General features: G+C 76.1%; 19 protein-coding genes. 8 read left to right on the top strand and 11 right to left on the bottom strand.

Features of this window, described 5'->3' with window-relative positions:
- The first annotated feature begins 1 nt into the window (after position 1).
- The 3 genes from KJP73_RS06655 (at position 2) to KJP73_RS06645 (ending at position 3,758) form a co-directional block, all read left to right on the top strand.
- Entirely contained in the window at positions 2-1,675 is a 1,674-nt protein-coding gene (locus tag KJP73_RS06655; protein WP_213282011.1) for a beta-N-acetylhexosaminidase, read from the top strand.
- The gene (locus tag KJP73_RS06650) at positions 1,672-3,276 is read left to right on the top strand and encodes an N-acyl-D-amino-acid deacylase family protein (RefSeq protein ID WP_213282010.1); all 1,605 of its coding nucleotides are present in this window, start codon (positions 1,672-1,674) and stop codon (positions 3,274-3,276) included. Before KJP73_RS06655 ends, KJP73_RS06650 begins: the two co-directional genes overlap by 4 nt.
- A 104-nt stretch (positions 3,277-3,380) precedes the next feature.
- Positions 3,381-3,758, top strand: coding sequence for a RidA family protein (locus KJP73_RS06645; RefSeq protein WP_213282009.1), 378 nt, complete (start codon positions 3,381-3,383; stop codon positions 3,756-3,758).
- A gap of 64 nt (positions 3,759-3,822) precedes the next feature.
- Here KJP73_RS06645 and KJP73_RS06640 read toward each other — a convergent pair whose 3' ends face one another.
- The 4 genes from KJP73_RS06640 to KJP73_RS06625 all read right to left on the bottom strand — a co-directional run bounded on the left by KJP73_RS06640 (position 3,823) and on the right by KJP73_RS06625 (position 10,088).
- Positions 3,823-5,076: an alanine racemase gene (locus KJP73_RS06640; protein WP_249669161.1), complete on the bottom strand. Its 1,254-nt coding sequence runs from the start codon at positions 5,074-5,076 to the stop codon at positions 3,823-3,825.
- A gap of 248 nt (positions 5,077-5,324) precedes the next feature.
- Positions 5,325-6,218 carry an RNA polymerase sigma-70 factor gene (locus KJP73_RS06635; protein ID WP_213282008.1) on the bottom strand — a complete coding sequence of 298 codons (894 nt, stop codon included), beginning with the start codon at positions 6,216-6,218 and terminating at the stop codon, positions 5,325-5,327.
- A 9-nt stretch (positions 6,219-6,227) separates the two neighbouring features.
- Positions 6,228-6,818: a carboxymuconolactone decarboxylase family protein gene (locus KJP73_RS06630; protein WP_213282007.1), complete on the bottom strand. Its 591-nt coding sequence runs from the start codon at positions 6,816-6,818 to the stop codon at positions 6,228-6,230.
- Positions 6,819-7,037: 219 nt separating this feature from the next.
- Positions 7,038-10,088: a DEAD/DEAH box helicase gene (locus KJP73_RS06625; protein WP_213282006.1), complete on the bottom strand. Its 3,051-nt coding sequence runs from the start codon at positions 10,086-10,088 to the stop codon at positions 7,038-7,040.
- Between the two features lie 129 nt (positions 10,089-10,217).
- Between KJP73_RS06625 and KJP73_RS06620 the strand changes: the two genes are divergently transcribed.
- On the top strand, positions 10,218-10,787 hold the full coding sequence (locus KJP73_RS06620; protein ID WP_213282005.1) for a dihydrofolate reductase family protein: 570 nt from the start codon (positions 10,218-10,220) through the stop codon (positions 10,785-10,787).
- A gap of 10 nt (positions 10,788-10,797) precedes the next feature.
- Here the strand turns inward: KJP73_RS06620 and KJP73_RS06615 are convergent, their stop codons facing one another.
- On the bottom strand, positions 10,798-11,511 hold the full coding sequence (locus tag KJP73_RS06615) for a hypothetical protein (protein WP_213282004.1): 714 nt from the start codon (positions 11,509-11,511) through the stop codon (positions 10,798-10,800).
- Positions 11,512-11,708: 197 nt separating this feature from the next.
- Here KJP73_RS06615 and KJP73_RS06610 point away from each other — a divergent pair, with 197 nt between their 5' ends.
- Entirely contained in the window at positions 11,709-11,909 is a 201-nt protein-coding gene (locus tag KJP73_RS06610) for a hypothetical protein (RefSeq protein WP_213282003.1), read from the top strand.
- A gap of 116 nt (positions 11,910-12,025) precedes the next feature.
- A complete protein-coding gene (locus KJP73_RS06605; protein ID WP_213282002.1) occupies positions 12,026-13,063 on the top strand; it encodes an Fpg/Nei family DNA glycosylase in 1,038 nt (345 codons plus the stop codon).
- 33 nt (positions 13,064-13,096) lie between these two features.
- Here the strand turns inward: KJP73_RS06605 and KJP73_RS06600 are convergent, their stop codons facing one another.
- The 3 genes from KJP73_RS06600 to KJP73_RS06590 are packed head-to-tail and all read right to left on the bottom strand — an operon-like array spanning position 13,097 to position 14,497.
- Complete coding sequence (locus KJP73_RS06600; protein ID WP_213282001.1) at positions 13,097-13,543, bottom strand: GNAT family N-acetyltransferase; 447 nt, start codon at positions 13,541-13,543, stop codon at positions 13,097-13,099.
- A 56-nt stretch (positions 13,544-13,599) separates the two neighbouring features.
- A complete protein-coding gene (locus KJP73_RS06595) occupies positions 13,600-14,259 on the bottom strand; it encodes a DUF1684 domain-containing protein (protein WP_213282000.1) in 660 nt (219 codons plus the stop codon).
- A 4-nt stretch (positions 14,260-14,263) separates the two neighbouring features.
- Complete coding sequence (locus KJP73_RS06590; RefSeq protein ID WP_213281999.1) at positions 14,264-14,497, bottom strand: hypothetical protein; 234 nt, start codon at positions 14,495-14,497, stop codon at positions 14,264-14,266.
- Between the two features lie 59 nt (positions 14,498-14,556).
- On the opposite strand from KJP73_RS06590, the gene KJP73_RS06585 reads away from it, so the two are divergent.
- A complete protein-coding gene (locus tag KJP73_RS06585; protein ID WP_213281998.1) occupies positions 14,557-15,501 on the top strand; it encodes an LLM class F420-dependent oxidoreductase in 945 nt (314 codons plus the stop codon).
- Here KJP73_RS06585 and KJP73_RS06580 read toward each other — a convergent pair.
- Complete coding sequence (locus KJP73_RS06580) at positions 15,482-16,753, bottom strand: glycosyltransferase 87 family protein (RefSeq protein ID WP_213281997.1); 1,272 nt, start codon at positions 16,751-16,753, stop codon at positions 15,482-15,484. The two genes, KJP73_RS06585 and KJP73_RS06580, sit on opposite strands and share 20 nt — an antisense overlap.
- Positions 16,754-16,920: 167 nt before the next feature.
- Between KJP73_RS06580 and KJP73_RS06575 the strand changes: the two genes are divergently transcribed.
- Positions 16,921-18,258, top strand: a complete 1,338-nt coding sequence (locus KJP73_RS06575) for a uracil-xanthine permease family protein (protein WP_213281996.1) — start codon at positions 16,921-16,923, stop codon at positions 18,256-18,258.
- 21 nt (positions 18,259-18,279) lie between these two features.
- Here KJP73_RS06575 and KJP73_RS06570 read toward each other — a convergent pair whose 3' ends face one another.
- Together KJP73_RS06570 and KJP73_RS06565 are read right to left on the bottom strand one after the other, a co-directional pair.
- Complete coding sequence (locus tag KJP73_RS06570) at positions 18,280-18,942, bottom strand: LytR C-terminal domain-containing protein (RefSeq protein ID WP_213281995.1); 663 nt, start codon at positions 18,940-18,942, stop codon at positions 18,280-18,282.
- Positions 18,932-19,240, bottom strand: coding sequence for a type II toxin-antitoxin system VapB family antitoxin (locus tag KJP73_RS06565; protein WP_147794834.1), 309 nt, complete (start codon positions 19,238-19,240; stop codon positions 18,932-18,934). The genes KJP73_RS06570 and KJP73_RS06565 overlap by 11 nt, the downstream gene beginning before the upstream one ends.
- Positions 19,241-19,353 lie beyond the last annotated feature (113 nt).

Below are 19,353 nucleotides of genomic sequence, written 5' to 3'. Positions count from 1 at the left end.
CGTGACTGCTCCCACCCAGCTCGGCCTCGTGCCCGCGCCGCGCGACGTCGTGCTCACCGGCGCCGACGCCGTCCTCCCCGCGGCGTTCGCCGTGCACCTCGACCCCGAGGTCGCCGACGCGCGTGCCGTGCTCCTGGACGTCCTGTCCGTCCGCCTCGGCTGTGCGGTGAGCGTCGTCGAGGACCCCGCGGCGCCCGCCGCCGTACGGCTCGTGCACCGCCCGGGGATGCCCGAGGAGGACTACCGGCTGACGGTCGACGGCACCCGGGAGCCCGTCGTCCTGGTCGAGGCCGGCGGCGCCGCGGGTGCCCGGCACGCCGTCCGCACGCTGCAGCAGCTGGCGGGCCCGGCCGCGTTCCGGGCCGTGCCCACGGGGCGGCCGGGGCTGCCGGGCGGCGTGCTGCTGCCCGGGGTGCTCGTCGACGACGGCCCGCGGTTCGGCCACCGCGCGGTGCTGCTCGACGTCGCCCGGCACTTCATGCCCAAGGACGGCGTGCTGCGGTTCATCGACCTCGCGTCCGCCCACAAGCTCAACGTGCTGCACCTGCACCTGACCGACGACCAGGGGTGGCGCATGGAGGTCCGCGCGTTCCCCCGGCTGACGGAGGTCGGCGCGTGGCGCACGGAGTCGCAGGTCGGGTCGTCGCGGTCGCCGCTGCGCGACGGCACCCCGCACGGCGGGTACTACACGCAGGACGACCTGCGCGAGATCGTCGCGTACGCGCGGACGCGGGGCGTCGTCGTCGTGCCGGAGATCGACGTGCCGGGCCACTCGCAGGCGGCGATGGCGGCCTACCCGCACCTCGCACCGCACCTCCCGCCGCAGCAGGTCTGGACCCGGTGGGGCCTCAACCCGCACGCGCTGGGCGTCTCGGACGACGTGCTCGCGTTCTTCCGGACCGTCCTGGACGAGGTCATGGAGATCTTCGACGCCCCGATGATCTGCCTCGGCGGCGACGAGGTGCCGACCCAGGAGTGGGCCACCGACCCCGACACGGTGGCGCGGGCCACCGAGCTGGGCCTGGACAGCGTCGAGGAGCTCGTGCCGTGGTTCGTGGCGCAGCTCGCCGAGCACCTGCGCGCCCGCGGGCGGCGGACCACGGTCTGGGACGAGGTCGGGGGCGCGCGCGTCCCCACGGACGTGGTCGTGAACTCGTGGCGCGGCTACCGCGGCGGCATCGACGCCCTCCGCGACGGGCACGACGTCGTGGTCTGCCCGGAGCACGAGGTCTACCTCGACCACCGCGCCGCGGCCGGCCTCGACGAGCCGGTGCCGGTGGGCACCGTGCACACGGTCGAGGACGTCTACCGGTTCGAGCCGCTCACCGACCAGGTCGCGGAGGCGGCCGGCGAGCCCGGCGCCGGGACCGTGCTCGGGGCGCAGGCGCACATCTGGACCGAGCAGCTCGACAGCCCGCGCCGCGTGGACTACGCCACCTACCCCCGACTGACGGCGTTCGCGGAGGTCGTGTGGTCCCCGCGCGAGAGCCGCGACTGGGAGGACTTCGAGCGGCGGCTGCGGGACGCGCACCTCCCGCGCCTGGACGCCGCCGGGGTGGAGTACCGGCCGCTGGACGGGCCGCACCCGTGGCAGCGCCGGCCCGCCGTGCCCGGCTGGCCGCTGCGGTTCGACGAGCTCGGCCGGCTGGTGCACGCCGTCGACGGCGCCCGGTGAGCGCGACCGTCACCGGCGCGCCCCGGGTCCCGCGTCCCGGCGACGCCCTGCTGCTGCGCGGCGGGACGGTCGCGGACGGCACCGGAGCCCCAGAGCGGGCCGCCGACGTGCTCGTGGCGGGTGGCCGCGTGGTCCGCGTCGCGCCCGGGGTGAGCCCGGCCGGGGCGACGGTCGTCGACGTCAGCGGCATGGTCGTCATGCCGGGGTTCGTCGACGCGCACGTGCACGCCGACGCCGTCGCGCTCGACCGCGACGTGCAGGACGCGCTCGCGCACCAGGGCGTCACCACCGTCGTCGTCGGGCAGGACGGGCTGTCGTACGCCCCGTCGCACGCCGCGGGCGCCGACGGCCCGGACGCCGCGGCGTTCGTCCGCCGGTACTTCGCCGCCGTGGACGGCGACCACCCCACGTTCACCACCGGCTCGGTCGAGGACCTGCTCGCGACCTACGACGGCGCCACCACCGCCGACGTGGCGTACCTCGTGCCGCACGGCACCCTGCGGTACGCGGTCATGGGCCCGGACCCGCGCCCGGCCCGGCCGGACGAGATCGGCGCGATGGCGGACCTGCTGGCCGCGGGCCTGGACGCCGGCGCCCGCGGGATGTCCACCGGGCTGGAGTACGCACCGGCGTGCTGGGCGCAGCCCGACGAGCTGCTCTCCCTGTGCGCGGTGCTCGCGAGCCGCGGCCTGCCGCACGTCTCGCACATGCGGGGCTACGAGGACCGCGTGCCCGTCGCGCTGGCCGAGCTGCTCGACCTGGCCCGCCGCACCGGGGTCGCGACGCACGTGTCGCACCTGCACGGCCCGGCCGACGTGGTCGTGCCCCTGCTGGACGCGGCGCTGGCCGACGGGTTCGACCTGACCTTCGACAGCTACCCGTACCTGCGCGGCGCCTCCGTGCTCGCGCTCGTGGCCCTGCCCACCTGGTTGCCGCTCGCCGACCCCGACCGGGCCGCCGCCCTCCTGGAGGACGCCGAGGTGCGGGCGCGGCTGCTCGCGGAGGACCTGCCGGCCCGGGCCGACGTCTGGCCGCGGGTGACCCTGGCGTCCGTCCCGCACCCCGACTACCGCTGGGCGGAGGGGCGGCGGCTGGTCGAGGTCGCCCACGAGCTCGGCGAGTCGCCCGACCGCACGGCGCTGCGGCTGCTCGTCGCCACCGGCCTGCGCGTCGGGTGCGTGTTCGAGCAGCCACCCACCAACTCGGCGGAGTCGGTGCGCGCGCTGCTGCGCCACCCCGCGCAGTGCGCCGGCTCCGACGGCATCTACGTCGGCGGGCACCCGCACCCGCGGGGGTGGGGGACGTTCGCCCGGTTCCTCGGCACGCACGTCCGCGAGCTCGGCGACTGGGACTGGGGCACCGCCGCCCGGCACCTCGCGGGGACCGCCGCCGCCCGGTTCGGGCTCACGGACCGCGGTGTGCTCCGACCCGGCGCCCGGGCGGACGTCGTCGTGCTCGACCCGCGCACCGTGGCCGACACCGCCACCTACGCCGAGCCGCGCTCCGTCGCCCGGGGCGTGCGCGACGTGCTCGTCGCCGGGGACCCGGTCCTGTGGCAGGGTGCCCGGACCGACCGCCTCCCGGGCCGCGGGGTCCGCTGAGAGGCGTCACCACCGACCACCGACCACCGGGGCCACCGCCCCGTCAGCCGGGACCGCCGGCACGACCGCCGGGACCGCCGGCACGAACCAAGGAAGGCACCACCATGACCCGCACCGCCGTCAGCACCGACGCCGCCCCCCGCCCCGCCGGGGCGTACTCCCAGGCCGTCCGCCTGGGCGACCTCATCTGGACCGCCGGGTTCGGCCCGCAGGACCCGGCCACCGGCGCCGTGGCCGACTCCGTCGCGGAGCAGACCCGGCAGGTGCTACGCAACGTCCGCGCCACCCTGGAGGCGGCGGGCTTCACGATGGACGACGTCGTGAAGACCACGGTGCACCTGGCGGACCTCGCCGACTTCGCCGAGTTCAACACCGCGTACGCGGAGTTCTTCACCGCGCCGGAGCCGGCGCGCACCACCGTGGGCTCGCAGCTCGCGGGGATCAAGGTCGAGATCGACGTCGTGGCGGGCCGCGCCTCCTGACCCGCGCGGCGGACCGTGCTCGAGCGGACCGTGCCGGTGCGCACCGGCACGGTCCGCTCCCGCCTCAGAACAGGGTCGTCAGCAGGTCGCTCACCCGCAGGTCCGCGTCCAGGACGGGCACGACGCGCCACTTGTCGAACGCCGTGCAGGGGTGCGACACCCCCAGCTCCAGCAGGTCCCCGACGGCGAGCGGCGTCCTCGGGTCGTCCACCGGCTCCAGGTAGGCGTGCTGGTCGTTGGTCCGGGTGAACGCCCACCCGTGCACCGGCTCCGGCTCGGCGCCCGCGCGGTGCACCCGCAGCGGGACGGGCAGGCCCTCGTCGACCGGGACGTCGCGCTTGCCGGCGCCGACGATCACGAGCCCGGGCTCCGGGCAGGACGTCACCTGCGCCCACACGCGCAGGGCGGGGCGCAGCGTCCCGGGCACCCGGGTGAACGGCGTGCGGCGGGCGTAGACGCCGTGGTCGTGGGTCACCGTCGACCCGCTGCGCAGCAGCACCCGCGCGGGCAGCCCGCCCAGCACCGGCCGCCCGCCCAGGACCTCGGCCACCACGTCGAAGTACGCCGACCCGCCGACCGACACCGTCACCTCGTCCGCCTCGACCAGGCCGGTCTCCGCGAGCAGCGCCGCCACGTCCCGCAGCTGCTCCAGGAAGGACCGCACCTCCGCGACGCCGGGCAGCCCGCCCTCGTACGCGGTGACGCCGAGCAGCCGGACCCCCGCCGCCGCGCGGACGGCCCCCGCCAGGTCCAGCGCCGCCTGGACGTCCCGCACGCCGGTCCGCCCGCCGGCGTGACCGAGCTCGACGAGCACCGGCACCGGCGCGTCCTCGTCCGCGACGGCCACCAGAGCGTCGAGCCCGGCGCGCGAGTCGACCTGCAGCACGACCTCCCCGTCGTCCGCGGCACCCTCGCGGGCCACCCAGCGCAGCACGCTGCCGTCCAGCACCTGGTTCGCGACCAGCAGGCGCCGCACCCCGGCCGCGCGGGCGGCGAGCGCCTGGTTCCCCGTCGCGACCGTCATCCCCCACGCGCCCGCCGCGAGCTGCCGGGCGAACAGGGCCGGAGCCATGGACGTCTTCCCGTGCGGGGCCAGGTCCAGCCCGTGCTCGGCGGCGAACGCCGCCATGGTCGCGACGTTGTGGTCCACCGCGGGCCCGTCCACCGTGAGCGCCGGCCAGGTGAGGGAGCCGTCCAGCAGGTGCGGCCGCCGCGCCAGCCAGTCGCTCGCGGCGACCGGCTCGGGCTGCCACAGCCCCTTGACCCAGGGGCCGACGACGGCGGGCCGGTGCGCGGCGTCCGAGGTGAGGAGATCCACGTGCCGACCGTAGGGCGGGTCGCGGCCGGCGCGGAGGCGCGGGGGGCAGGTGTGTGCAGGCCGCACGGGGTCGTGCCGCGCAGCGTGCCGGCCCCGCACCGAGATGACAGGGCGCGCCTTGTGCCGACCGACCGGGCGCAGGCCCGTCCTGCCATCTCGGCGCTCTCAAGAGGACCCTGGGCCCCCGCGCCTCACGCGAGATGCTCGCGCACGTCGTCCGGGGTCAGCGCCGAGGGGCGCCGCCCCGGTCACCGCCCCACGTCCGCCTCCGCGTCGAGCCACCCCAGCTTGTCCGGGTTCGCTATCGAGTACACCCGCGTCACCTGTCCGCCCGCGACGGTGACGCTCGCGACCCCGACGAGCCGCCCGTCCTGCTCCATCCGCACGCCGGGCTGCCCGTTGACCCAGGTCGCGACGGCGCGCAGCGCGCCCGCCGTCTTCGCCATCCCGCCCACGAGGTACCGCGCCAGCCGCTCCGCCCCGACGACCGGCCGCCGCGCCGCCCCGCGGACCTTGCCGCCGCCGTCCGAGACCGCGATCACGTCCGGCGCGAGGACGTCGACGAGCCCGTGCAGGTCCCCGGTGTTGAGCGCGGCGACCAGGCGTGCCACGGCCTGCTCGTGCTCGGAGCCGACGACGTGCACGCGGGGCCTCCGGGCGGAGACGTGCCCCTTCGCGCGGTGGGCGATCTGCCTCACCGCGGCCGGGGTCTTCCCGACGGCGTCCGCGATCTCGTCGTACGGGACATCGAAGACCTCGCGCAGCACGAAGACGACGCGCTCGTCGGGGCGGAGCGTCTCCAGCACGGTGAGCATCGCGATGGACACGCTCTCGGCGAGCTCGGCGTCGTCCGCCACGTCGGGGCTGGTCAGCAGGGGCTCGGGGAGCCACTCGCCGACGTACTCCTCCCGGCGTCGCGCCACCGTGCGCAGGTGGTTGAGCGCCTGCCGAGTGACGACGCGGACGAGGTAGGCGCGCGGCTCGCGGACCTGCGACCGGTCGACCGCCGCCCACCGGAGCCACGACTCCTGCAGCACGTCCTCGGCGTCACCGGCTGAGCCGAGCATTTCGTAGGCCACGGTGAACAGCAGCCTGCGGTGGACGACGAACGGGTCGTCGGTGGTGCGCGCGACGTCGGGCACGGGCCGAACCTACCGGGCGCCCGGGTCCGCGGACCGTGCGGGGAGCGGCGGGAGCCCGCAGGTGGCGGCGAACTCCTCGGAGTGGATGCCGAGCGCGAGGTTCATGCGCGCCGACATGTTCATGAACCCCACCCGCGCGGCGAGCTCGACCAGCGCGGCCGGCCCGATGTCCGCCATCAGCGCGTCCGAGAGCTCGTCGGTCACCGCGGGCGGCGTGAGGCTCGCCGCCTCGGCGTACTCCATGACGCGACGCTCCCGCGCGGTGAACACGGACGACTCCCGCCAGCGCGGGACGTCACGCACGTTCGCCTCGTCGAGCCCGTGGTTGTGCGCGAGGAAGTACTGGAGATCGAGGCAGAAGCTGCACCCGACCGTGGCGGCCGTGGCCATCGCGGCGTAGGACGCGAGGTCCGGGTCGAGCTCGCGCCAGCCCTCGACCCGGCGCCCGACGCGCATCGAGTCCTTCATGACGCGCTGGTGGTGCCAGAGGACGCCCAGCGAGTCCGGCACGCGGCCCGTCATCCTGCGTGCCGCGTGCTTCACGAGCGCTCCGAACGCGCCGGTGACCTCGGCTGGGGGGATCCGCGTCTCGGTGGTCATGTCCACTCCTTCGGGGTTGGGTCCGGTGCTCCGACATGAAGACACCGACCGGCGCCTGCGTGTGACAGCACGACCCGTCCGGCAGGCCGCGGACGCCCGCGCGCCCCTGGCGCCGAGATGACAGCGCGCGCCTGTGCCGGCCTGCCCGGGCGCAGGCCCGTTCTGCCATCTCGGCGGGCTCGCGGGTAGCCCCGCGGCGCGTGGGGCGCGTGCGGCGCCTCAGGCGAGCAGCTCGCGCACCTCGTCCGGGGTCAGCGCCGTCCCGAACAGGTCCCCGTCGTCGATCACGGCGTCCACCAGCGCGGACTTCCGGGCCTGGAGCGCCACGACCTTCTCCTCGATCGTGCCCGCCGCGATCAGGCGGTACACCATGACGTTCCTGTGCTGGCCGATGCGGTGCGCCCGGTCGATCGCCTGCTGCTCGGCGGCGGGGTTCCACCACGGGTCGAGCAGGAAGACGTAGTCGGCCTCGGTGAGGTTCAGCCCGGTGCCGCCGGCCTTGAGGCTGAGCAGGAACACCGGCGCGTCCCCGGTGCGGAACCCGTCGATCACGTCGGACCGCCGGGTGGTGGAGCCGTCGAGGTACGCGAAGTCCGTCCCGGCGGCCGTCAGCCGGTCGGCGACGAGCGCCAGGTAGGACGTGAACTGGCTGAACACCAGGGCGCGGTGGCCCTCGGCGACCACGTCCTCGAGCTGCTCGAGCAGGGCGTCGATCTTCGCCGACGGGACCCCGGTGGCGGACGGGTCGATCAGCGTGGCGTCGAGCGCGAGCATGCGCAGCAGCGTCAGGGAGCGGTAGACGATGAACCGCTGCCGGTCCAGGTCGTCGACGAGCCCGAGGACCTTCTGCCGCTCCAGCTGCAGGTAGCGGTCGTACAGCGCTCGGTGCGTCGGGCCGAGCTCCACGGTGAGCACCTGCTCCTGCTTCTCCGGCAGGTCGGCGGCGACCAGGTCCTTCGTGCGGCGCAGCATGAACGGCCGGATCCGCCGCCGGAGCCGGTCGAGCCGCTGCGAGCGGATCCGCTCCAGGTCGGCCGGCACCTCCCCGGCGCCCTCGCCGCCGGAGATCCCCTGGTGCACGCCCTCGATCGGCCGGACGTACTGGTCGCCGAACCGGCGCGCGGACGGCAGCAGCCCCGGCGTGGTGAGCGACAGCAGGGCGTGCAGCTCGGTGAGCGAGTTCTCGACCGGGGTGCCGGTGACCGCCACCGTGAACGGCACGGCGAGGTCGCGCGCGGCCTCGTGCACCCGCGCGGCCGGGTTCTTCACCTGCTGCGCCTCGTCGAGCAGCAGCCCCGCCCAGGCGACGTCCCGGTAGGCGGCGGCGTCGAGCCGCAGCAGCGCGTAGCTGGTGACGACGACGTCGGCCCCCGCGGCGACCTCCGCGACCGTGCTGGCGCTCGCGGCCTCGGTCGCGGCGACCCGCCGGACGGTGAGCCCGGGCGTGAACCGCGCGGCCTCGGTGACCCAGTTCGGCACGACCGAGGTGGGCGCGACCACGAGGAACGGCCGCGGCGGCTCGTCGGCCGGCCGGGTCTCGACGGCGTGCTGCACCAGCGCGAGGCACTGCACCGTCTTGCCGAGCCCCATGTCGTCGGCCAGCACGCCGCCGAGCCGGTGCCGCCACAGGAACGCGAGCCAGGCGAACCCCTCGACCTGGTACGGCCGCAGCTCGGCCCGCAGGCCCCGGGGCAGCGGCGTCGCGCGCGGGGCGTCGGCCTCGTCGAGCAGCGCGCGCCACGGCTCGGCGGTCTCGACCTCGTCGGCGAGCTCCTCGAGCTCCCGCCACAGCGTCGTCTGGTGCCGGCTGATCCGCAGGCCCGTCTCCCACTCGGCGAGGTCCTGCGCCTCGGCGATGAGCGCGGCGAGCGGCTCGAGCGCCGGGTGGTCGAGCGAGAGGTACGTCCGGTCCACGAGCAGCAGCTTGGTGCGGCCCTTGGCCAGCGCGGAGAACAGCGGCACGAACGGGACGGTGCGCCCCTCGACGGTCACGGTGACGCCCAGGTCGAACCAGTCGTTCTGGTCGGTGGGCTGCGTGGTGATGGTCAGCACCGGGGCGCCGCGCAGCTCGCGGTAGTCGGGGTCCTCCCCGACGGCGTCCACGCGCACGCCGCGGCGCCGGGCGATCCGGGGCAGCGACGTCGCGACGAACTCCGCCGCGTCGACGTCCCGCAGGGTCACCGGCACGGGCAGGTCCTCGCCGTCCGCCCACCACGCCGCCGGGACGACGCCCCGCGGCAGCAGCCTGCGCGGGTCCGGGGCAGGCCCCGACCGCGCGTGGGCGTCCCACCTCCAGCTGAGGTCCACCACGTCCTGCGCGCCGTACCGGACAGTCAGCACGAGCGTCGGCGGTGCGGGCGGCGGCAGCGTCACGGTGCCGTCGGAGCTGCCGACCTCCAGGCCCGCGCGCAGGGCCGGCAGGTGCTCGCGGAGGAACTCCTCCGACCGGTCCGCCGGCACGACCACGCCGTCCCGCAGGGCGTCGGCGACGCTCCGGCCGCCCGGGGCCCCGAGCAGGGCGAGCTGCCGGGGGTCGAGCGGCGCGTCCGTCGGGGCGAGCACCAGGGTCCGCGGGTGCGCGAGGTCGACGACGTACACGCCGTGGGCCCCGATGGCGTGCGCGTCGTGCACCGGCACGGGCTCGTCGTCCACGGTGAGTCGCGCGCTGACCCGGATGCCCTCGCCGGCGCGGGTGGCGTCGAGGCTCAGCCGTGCGAGCGAGGCCACCCGCACGCTCGCCCCGGCACCGGACCCGACGAACGGGATGCCGAGCGACCGCGCCTGCGCCAGCAGCTCCCACAGCACGGGGTTCACGAACTCGTCCAGGTAGATCCACGCGGGGTCGCTGCCGGGCAGCGCCGGGCCGGCGGCGCGGTGCAGGGCCCCGACCTGGCAGAACCACCGGTGCTGCTCGGGGTCCAGGTCGAGCCGCGCCTGCATGTGCGGCAGCGTCGACCACGTGACGTTGCCGCGCGTCCAGCCCCGGTCGGACCGCACGACCGGCCGGATGCCGAGGCGGTGCTCGCCGTTGCCCGGCGGCCCGTCCGCGCGGCCCTTCGCACCGGGCGGCGCGACCGTGCGGGACGTCGGCCCGTTCCACCGGTCGCGGGTGTGCGGGGTCAGCTCCCGCAGCTCGAACTGGAGGGCCGACCGCCGTGAACGCGGGGCCTCGCGCGCGGTGCCGCCCCACGCCAGGAGCCCGTCCAGGACGTCGCGCCACGCGTCGCCCGACCCGCCGGCAGGCGTCGCGGCGGGGTCGTGGGGTGGCACGCCGAGATCCTGTCACAGGGGTCCGACGGTCCCGTCACGCCCCGGGGTCTGGCCCCGTGATGCGGGGGTGCGGTGAGATGGGTGCGGTGCGGCAGCGCTGCCGCACCGCACCGATCCGGAGGACCCGCGATGGCGACGATCGTCTCGACCCTGTTCATCTCGCTCGACGGCGTCGCGGAGATCGACCCCGCCTGGCACTTCCCGTACTTCGACGAGCACATGGGCGCCGCGGTCGGCGAGGACTACGAGGGCACCGACGTGCTGCTGATCGGGCGCGTCACGTTCGACAGCTTCGTGGGCGCGTGGCCGGAGCGGGAGGCGGCGGGCGGCGAGGACGCCGCGTTCGCGGCGGAGCTCGGCGACACGCGCAAGGTCGTGGTCACCCGCGGGTCGCAGGAGCTGGGCTGGCGGAACGCCGAGCGGCTCGAGGGCGACCTGGTCGACGCCGTGACGGCGCTCAAGGCCCAGCCGGGGGTCGGCAAGGTCCTGGTCCCGGGGTCGCTGTCGGTGGTGCGGCAGCTGCTCGCCGCGGGCCTGCTCGACGAGCTGCGGCTGCTCGTGCACCCGGTGGCAGCGCGGCACGGTCAGCGGCTGTTCGACGAGGGCGAGTCGGTCTACCCGCTGCGGCTGCTGCGCTCGGACGTGTACCCGACCGGCGTCGTCCGCCTGGTCTACGCGCCGTCGGAGCTGCCGGCCTGACCCGCCGCGCTCAGGACGCCGCGAGCGCGGCCGTCGCCGCGTCCACGGCCGCCTTGGCGTCCTGCACCGGCGTCGTCCCGCGGAGCACGATGTCGATGTCGTCCGTGGTGACGTCGACGGCGGGCACCGCCGCCGCCGCGTCGAGCGCCGCCCGCAGCGAATCCTGCGCCGCCGGGCTGCCCGTGCCGGTAGCCAGAGCCTGCTGCCCGGCGGCCGCCGACGCGTCCAGCTCCGCCCGTGCCTGCTCGTACAGGGTCACCGCCTCGGCGACCTCGGCGTAGTAGTCGGCGGTCGCGATGGCGCCGATGGCGTCGTTCACCGCCGTGACGAGCCCGGACCCGGTCTCCGCGCGCTCCGCCGCCTCCGCCGCGCGCTCCTCGGCCGAGCCCTCCGTGGGCGTGGACGCGTCGAAGGACACGGCGGCGTCGTGCGCGTCGGCGAGCGCGGCGAGCAGCTCGGGGTCGGCGTCGTCCGCCCGGGTCTCGAGCCACTCGTCGGACATGTCGGTGATCTGCCCGAGGTCGGTCCGGGTCTGCTCCAGCGCCGCGCTCGCGGAGTCGAGCCGGGCCAGCGCCGCCGGGTCCTCCCGCTGCTGGCCGAGGAGGACGGCGGCCGCCACCCCGAGGGCGACGAGGGCGACGACGACGACGGCGGCGATCGCGCGGCGGCTCCGGGCGGTGCTCGGTGCGGGGGCGGGTGCGGTGGCGGGCGGCGTGGTGGTCATGGCGGGAACCCTGTCGATCCGGTCGGTGGTGCGGCAGCGGGTTCATCGTCTCAGGCGCGGCGAGGGCCCCGGGGGACGTCCGACCCGTGCGCCCTCTCGGTCAGGTGCCTCGGGCCCGCTGCGTGCTTCCTGAACGCCGCCTGTGGATGCGAGGATGTGCCCATGACCTGCGCCGACGTCCCCGCCCGGCGGCCCGCGTGCTGAGCCGGACGGTCGACGTGGTGGTCGAGCTCCTGCTGCGCGTCGTCTCGGCCGTCGCGCGCGCCGTCGTCCCGGGCCGGGACGTGCTCGCCGACGTCGCGGCCGGCTGGTCGTGGTCCGCGGCGATGTGGGCGGCGGTCGCGCTGGCGGCCGTGGCGCTGGCCGTCGGCGTGTGGACCGCGTTCTGGGACGACTGACGCGGGTCAGGCCGGGTGGGCCGGGTACCGGCGCCCGCGCGCCCAGCGCTCCCACGGACCGACCTCGACCGCCGAGACCCGGCGCGCGTGTCACACGTGCGGCCTAGCCTGGGCAGATGCCCGAGGGTCACACCGTCCACCGCATCGCCCGCCAGTTCGCCCGTGACTTCGTCGGGCACCGCGTCGCCGTGTCGTCGCCGCAGGGCCGGTTCGCCGCCGGTGCCGCGCTGCTCGACGGCCGGGAGCTCCTCACGTCGGCGGCCGTCGGCAAGCAGCTGTTCCTCGGCTTCGAGGGCGGCCACGTGCTGCGGGTGCACCTGGGGCTGTACGGGGCGTGGGACTTCTTCGGCGTCGTCTCCCCGCTGGTCGACGGCACGGGGGCGGTCGCGAGCCTCGGGGCACCCCGGGTCCGCCGCTCGGTGCGGATGGGCGAGGGGGAGCGCGAGGGCGACGAGGGCGCGGAGGTCGAGGACTTCCCGCCCGCCCCGGTCGGCCAGGTGCGGGTGCGGCTCGCCACGGAGGCCACCGTCGCGGACCTGCGGGGGCCCACGGCGTGCGAGGTGCTCGACCCCGCCGCGACGGCGGCGGCGCTGGCGAAGCTGGGCCCGGACCCCTCGGTGGAGGACGACGTGCGCGCGCGCATGGCCGACCCGCACGCGGTGGCGGCGGCGACCGGTGCGGTGCTCGACGCAGGCGCCGGAGCCGGTGGGCGCTCGGTGGCCGATGCCATGGCCCCGGGTGCCGGCACCGCGGCGGACGTCATGGTGCAGCGGCTGACGGCCCGCGGCACCCCGGTCGGCCAGCTGCTGATGGACCAGGCGGTCGTCGCCGGGATCGGGAACATCTACCGCGCGGAGCTGCTGTACCGCGCCCGCCTCGACCCGCACGTCCCCGGCAAGAAGGTCCCGGCCGAGACCGCCCGGGCCCTGTGGGACGACTGGTCGGCGCTCCTGGCGGACGGCATCCGTACCGGGGTGATGATCACGCGCGAGGACCTGGACGAGGCCGGCCGGGCGGAGGCGCTGCGCGACCCGGAGGTGCGTCACTGGGTGTACGGGCGGGCCGGTGAGCCGTGCCGGACGTGCGGCAACCCCGTCGCGGTCGAGGAGATGGCCGGGCGCAAGCTCTACTGGTGCCCGACCTGCCAGCGCTGACCCCGGCGACCCCGCAGGCCACGCGGCCCGGAGTCAGACGACCGGGCGGCGCGTCATCGGCACGTGCGGGATGCCGTCCTCGTCGTAGGTCTCCCCGGCGCGCTCGAAGCCGAACCGTGCGTACCACTGCTCCAGGTGCGCCTGCGCGTGCAGGTGGATCGTCGCGTCCGGCCGGCACAGCGTGATGCCGTGCCGGATCAGCGCGGCAGCCACGCCCCGGCCGCGCGCGGCCTCGGCCGTCGCCACCCGCCCGATCGCCGGCGCGTCCCCGTCGGCACGCAGCACCCGGATGCAGCCGAGCAGCTCGCCGTCGTCGTGCGCCCAGACCTGGAGCGTGTCCGGCAGCAGGTCCTGCCCGTCCAGGTCCGGGTAGGGGCAGTCCTGCTCGACCACGAACACGTCGACGCGGAGCCGCAGCAGCGGGTACAGCTCAGCGGCGGTGATGTCGGCGGCGGTGCGGGTCTCGATCGTCACGGGCACCGGGTCAGCGTAGGTGCCGCCCCGGGCGGCGCGGCGCCGACGTCCGGGCGGGGCCGCTACTCCAGGTCGAAGTCCGCCACGAGCTTCGGGTCCGGGCGCCGCTCGCCCACCGGCACCTCGGCGGCGAGCACGTTGCCGCGGGTGGCCAGGGGGCACGCCCAGGCGGGGTCGTACGCGCAGGACGGGTTGTAGGCGAAGTTCAGGTCGAGGACGAGGCCGCCGTCGGGCGCCCGCCCGAGGTCCGCGCCCTTCACCGTGTCGAGCAGGTACCGCCCGCCGCCGTAGGTCTCGCGCCCGGCCGTGCGGTCCTTCACCGGGACGAAGATGCCGCCGCCGTAGGTGCGCAGCGCCCACACCGACAGCACGCCGAGCTCGTCCAGCTCCACGCGGCCGACCCGGTCGAAGGGCACGACGCCGTCGGTCCCGGTCGCGACCTCGAGGCGCTGCGCGGAGGTCGCGCGCACCCGCACCTCGAACCGGAACGCCGGGTCGTACGGGGCGACGTCGAGCCCGGTGAACACCGCCTTGGCCGCCGGTCGCAGCGGGGACGCGGCGTGGTCGGCGAACAGCTCGTCGCGGCGGGCGACCCACTCGGCGTGCGCGGCGGCGGGGTCGTCCTGGGCGATGCGGCGCACGTCGGCGTAGGTCTGGGCGGTCCGGCGCCGCCAGTCGGCGACGGCCAGCGCGTCGAGCGCGAGACCGAGCTGCGTCACCATGCCCTCACCGTCTCACGGCCCGACCGCGCCCGCGGTCCGGCCCACGCCCGCGGTCCGCCCCACGCCCACGGTCCAGCCGGCGCAGCGCGCGGACCTCCCGCACGGCTGTCGCGGCGCACACCACGCCGACCACCAGCGCCCACGGCCGCCCGCGCAGGGCGATCACCGCGCAGACCACGGTCAGCGCGAGGGCACCGACCACGACGGCGAGGCTCGACCACCGGACGCTGCGCAGCACGTCCCCGACGGTACCGCCGGACGCGCGGGCCGGGCGGGCGACGTGAAAGGCTCGGCCGCATGGACTTGAGGATCTTCACCGAACCGCAGCAGGGCGCCACCTACGACGACATCCTCGCCGTCGCGCGCGCCACCGAGGACCTGGGCTTCGACGCCTTCTTCCGCTCCGACCACTACCTGACGATGGGCGGGGACGGCCTGCCCGGCCCGACCGACGCGTGGACGACCCTCGCGGGCCTGGCGCGCGAGACCAGCCGGGTCCGCCTCGGCACGCTGGTCACGTCGGCGACGTTCCGGCACCCGGGCGTGCTGGCCATCCAGGTCGCGCAGGTGGACCAGATGTCCGGCGGCCGGGTGGAGCTCGGCCTGGGCGCCGGCTGGTTCGCGCAGGAGCACGCCGCGTACGGCATCCCGTTCCCGGAGAAGCGGTTCGGCCCGCTGACCGAGCAGCTCGAGATCGTCACCGGCCTGTGGGGGACCCCGGTCGGGGAGCGGTTCTCCTACGCGGGTGAGCACTACACGCTGACCGACAGCCCGGCGCTGCCGAAGCCCGTGCAGACCTCGCCGCTCGACCCGTCGCGGGCGGGCGTGCCGGTGATCGTCGGCGGCCTGGGCCCGAAGCGGACGCCGGCGCTGGCCGCGCGGTTCGCGTCGGAGTTCAACCTGTCGTTCCCGCCCCTGGACCAGGTCGGCGAGAAGCTCGAGACGGTCCGGGAGGCCTGCCGGGCGATCGGCCGCGACCCGGAGTCGCTGACGATGTCGGTGGCGCTGGTGCTGGCGGCCGGCCGGGACGACGCCGAGGTGGACCGCCGCGCCGCCGCGATCGGCCGCGACCCGGTGGAGCTCCGTGAGGTCGGGATCGCCGGGACCACCACCGCGATCGTCGACCGCCTGGGCTCGCTGGCCGAGCTCGGCGTGAGCCGGGTCTACCTGCAGGTGCTGGACCTGCAGGACCTGGACCACCTGGAGCTGGTGGCCTCCGAGGTCATGCCGCAGGTGCGCTGACCCCGGCGCCCTCGGTGGTGGCCCGCGACGCCGGACGACCCGTCCGGATCAGGTCGCGGGCCACCACCCCGGCCAGCACGACCAGCAGCACGTTCCGCACCGCGAGCACGACGGTCGGCACGGGCTGCTGCAGGGTGATCCCGTCGTAGGCGATCGGGAACACCACCTGCGTGAGCACCGCAATCACGAGCACGAGCACGGCGGGCGTCTGCCAGGACCGCAGCCCGCGTGCGCCGGGGCGGGCGAGGCCGACGACCACCGGTCCCGCCAGCCACCCGATGAACTGCGGCGACCCGACCTTGTTGGCGAGGATCAGCGTCACGGCGACCAGCAGCGCGCCCCGCGCGAGGAACCCCGCGGTGTCCAGCCCGTCGCCCGCCCGCCGGCGCACCCACCAGAGCAGGGCCGTCACGGCGGCCAGCGCCAGGGGCAGCACCAGCCCGAGGGCACCGGCCACCGCCGCGGTGCCGGGCCCGGCGATCTCCCAGGTGGTGATCTCCTGGTTGAGCACCACCCGCACCGACGCGCTGCCGAGCCCCGCGAGCACCCACGGGGTCGCCGCGACGGACTCCACCTGCAGCCCCCGCTCGCCCTGCTCGGTGAGGAAGCTCGTCAGGTGCGCCAGCCCGCCGCCCGCCGCGACGGCTCCGGCCACCACGACGCACACGGCGGCCGCGGGCAGCACCAGGTCCCGCCACGGACGGCGCAGCACGAGCACGAGCGGCAGCAGCAGCGCCCCGGGCGCGACCTTCACCCACGCGCCGGCGGTCAGCAGCGCGGAGGCGACGGCCGGGTGCCGGAGCGCGACGGCGAGCGCCACCACGACGACGGGCGCGACCACCGCGTCCAGCCGCCCGACGGCCACCGGGCCGAGCATCAGCACGAACGCGATCCACCACCAGGCGCCGAGGGCGGGGTCGTGCCGGGGCGGGTCGACGACCCCGCGCACCGCCTCCGCGCCACGCGCCGGCGACCGGGGTGCGTACCGCAGCAGCACCCCGACGGCGACCGCGTCCAGCACGGTGACCAGCACCGACCACCCGAGGGCGTACGTGCGGGTGCCGACCGCGTCCACCAGGGCGGGCGCGAGCATGGGCAGCACCGCACCGGCGGGGTACACCCAGTCGCCGTCCAGCACCGGCCACACGCCCTCGTGCAGGCCCTGCCACATCCACCAGCGGTACAGGTCGAGGTCCCAGAACGCCTTCGCGGGGATCAGCACGACGCCGACGTACGCGATCCACCCGTGCACGAGCAGGAACGCCGTCCACAGCGCGGTGCGGGAGCGCAGCAGGCGGTCGATGGCGGCACCTCCGGGGCGTCGGGCGCGGGTGGACGGGCGGCCACACCCTACGCGGGCGACCCAGTAGCCTGCCCAGCGGTGCCCGGACCCCCCGGGCGAGCGAGGAGAGGGACCGCGTGAGCGTGATCGGGTGGCGGGTGCACGGCGACGGCAGGCGCGTGGCGCCGGGGGCGGTCGTGGCCCCGGACGAGCGGCTGTCCTGGCCCCGGACCATCGGGATCGGGATGCAGCACGTCGTGGCGATGTTCGGCGCGACGTTCCTGGTGCCGCTGCTGACCGGCTTCTCCCCGGCGACGACGCTGCTGTTCTCGGCCATCGGGACGGTGACGTTCCTGCTGGTCACGGGGAACCGGCTGCCGTCCTACCTGGGGTCGAGCTTCGCGTTCATCGGCCCGATCGTCGCGGCGACTGCGTCGGGCGGGCAGTCGGCGGCGGTCGGCGGGATCCTCGTCACCGGCCTGCTGCTCGCCGCGATCGGCCTGGTGGTGCACCTGGCCGGGTCCCGGTGGATCGACCTGGTGATGCCGCCGGTGGTCACGGGCACCGTGGTCGCGCTCATCGGCTTCAACCTGGCGCCCACGGCCTGGGGCACCTGCGACGAGACCGGGGCGTGCAGCGGGTTCCGGGCCGCGCCGGTGACCGCGCTGGCGACGCTGGGGGCCATCGTGCTCGCGGCGGTGCTGTTCCGCGGCATCCTCGGGCGGCTGTCGATCCTCGTGGGCGTCGTGATCGGGTACGTCGTGGCGACGCTGCGCGGGGAGGTCGACTTCTCGGCGGTGGGCGACGCGGCGTGGTTCGGGCTGCCCGAGCTCGTCACCCCGACGTTCGAGCCGCGGCTGCTCGGCCTGTTCCTGCCCGTGGTGTTCGTGCTGATCGCCGAGAACGTCGGGCACGTGAAGTCCGTCGCCGCGATGACGGGCCGCGACCTGGACCCGCTGACCGGCCGCGCGCTGCTCGCCGACGGCCTGGCCACCACGTTCGCGGGCCTCGGCGGCGGCTCCGGCACCACCACGTACGCGGAGAACATCGGCGTCATGGCGGCGACCAAGGTGTACTCGACGGCGGCGTACTGGGTGGCCGCGGCCACCGCTCTGGTGCTCAGCCTGTCGCCGAAGTTCGGCGAGCTCATCAACACGATCCCGGCGGGCGTGCTCGGCGGGGCCACGACGGTGCTGTACGGGATGATCGGCGTGCTCGGCGCCCGGATCTGGGTGCAGAACCGCGTCGACTTCTCCGACCCGGTGAACCTCACGACCGCCGCCGTCGCGCTCGTGGTCGGCATCGCCAACTACACGTGGACCGCGGGCGACCTCACGTTCACCGGCATCGCGCTCGGCACGGCCGCCGCGATCGGGGTCTACCACCTGATGCGCGCGGTGGCGCGGTGGCGCGGGACCAGCCAGGAGCCGGCGTCCCCGGCGTCGGTCCCGGGCGGGGCCGAGCTGGAGCGCTGAGCCGGACGCCGGCCGGGGGCCTCAGCCCTCGGCCGGTGCCTCGGTGGGCGGCGGCGGCACGGGCTGCGCGACGGCGGTGACCTGGTCGAGGGCGATGCAGCCCTCCGGCACGGCGAACGGCTGGTCGACCACGAGCACGACGTCGGCGGCCGCGACCAGGGCGCTGTACGAGGAGCCGACGACCACGTCGACCGTCGCGTCGGCCCGGGTGTCGAGCACCAGCTGCGGGGTGTCGAACTGCGCGGCGAGCGTGTAGGCCGCCGCGACGCCCTGCGTGCCGAACTGGATCAGCGCGGTGCCGCTGTACGGCTGGTACCCGCGGTCCGCCGCGTTGGCCTGGCCGGCGATGGTGAAGCCGCGGGCCGCGAGCGCGTCGGCGGTGTCCCCGGCGAGGCCCACCCGGTTGGTCGCGTTCAGCACGGTCGCGGACACCTGGCCGTACGGCACGGGCGTGGCGCCCTCCGGCGGGCAGGGCGAGTCCTCCGCGGCCAGGCCGGTCGGCTCGGGCGAGGAGAAGTCGCGCGCGAGCAGCGGCAGCGACACGTTGCCGGTGTACACCGCGGCGGCGCCCAGCCCGGCGACCGCCAGGCCGGTGAGCAGGACGCCGAACACGACGGCCTGGCGCTCGCGGGTGTGCCGGCGGCGTCGCTGACGGGCGGCGTCGGGGGTGCGGTCAGCGCTCATCGGACTCGATCACCAGGACGCGCGCGTGCAGCACGGGTCGCTGCTGCAGGGCCGCGCGCACCGCCCGGTGCAGGCCGTCCTCCAGGTAGAGGACGCCGCGCCACTGCACGACGTGCGCGAACAGGTCGCCGTAGAACGTGGAGTCCTCCGACAGGAGGTTGTCCAGGTTCAGCGTGCGCTTGGTGGTGACCAGCTCGTCCAGGCGCACCTGGCGCGGCGGGACGTCCGCCCACTGCTTGGGCGTGACGAGGCCGTGGTCGGGATAGGGCCTGCCCTCGCCCACCGACTTGAAGATCACGCTCGCGAGTGTAGGTGAGAGCGACGCGCCCCGGGTGCACCGGCTCGCGGGGCGGGACGTGCCCGTGCCACCCGGGTGAATCTGCCCGTGGGGGTCGCGCCCGGGGGTCTCGT

The sequence above is a fragment of the Cellulomonas hominis genome (genome assembly GCF_901521055.1).
Classification (GTDB): Bacteria; Actinomycetota; Actinomycetes; order Actinomycetales; family Cellulomonadaceae; genus Cellulomonas; species Cellulomonas endometrii.
Note: the sequence above shows the minus strand (reverse complement) of the source record. Positions and strands in the feature narration are given on the sequence as shown.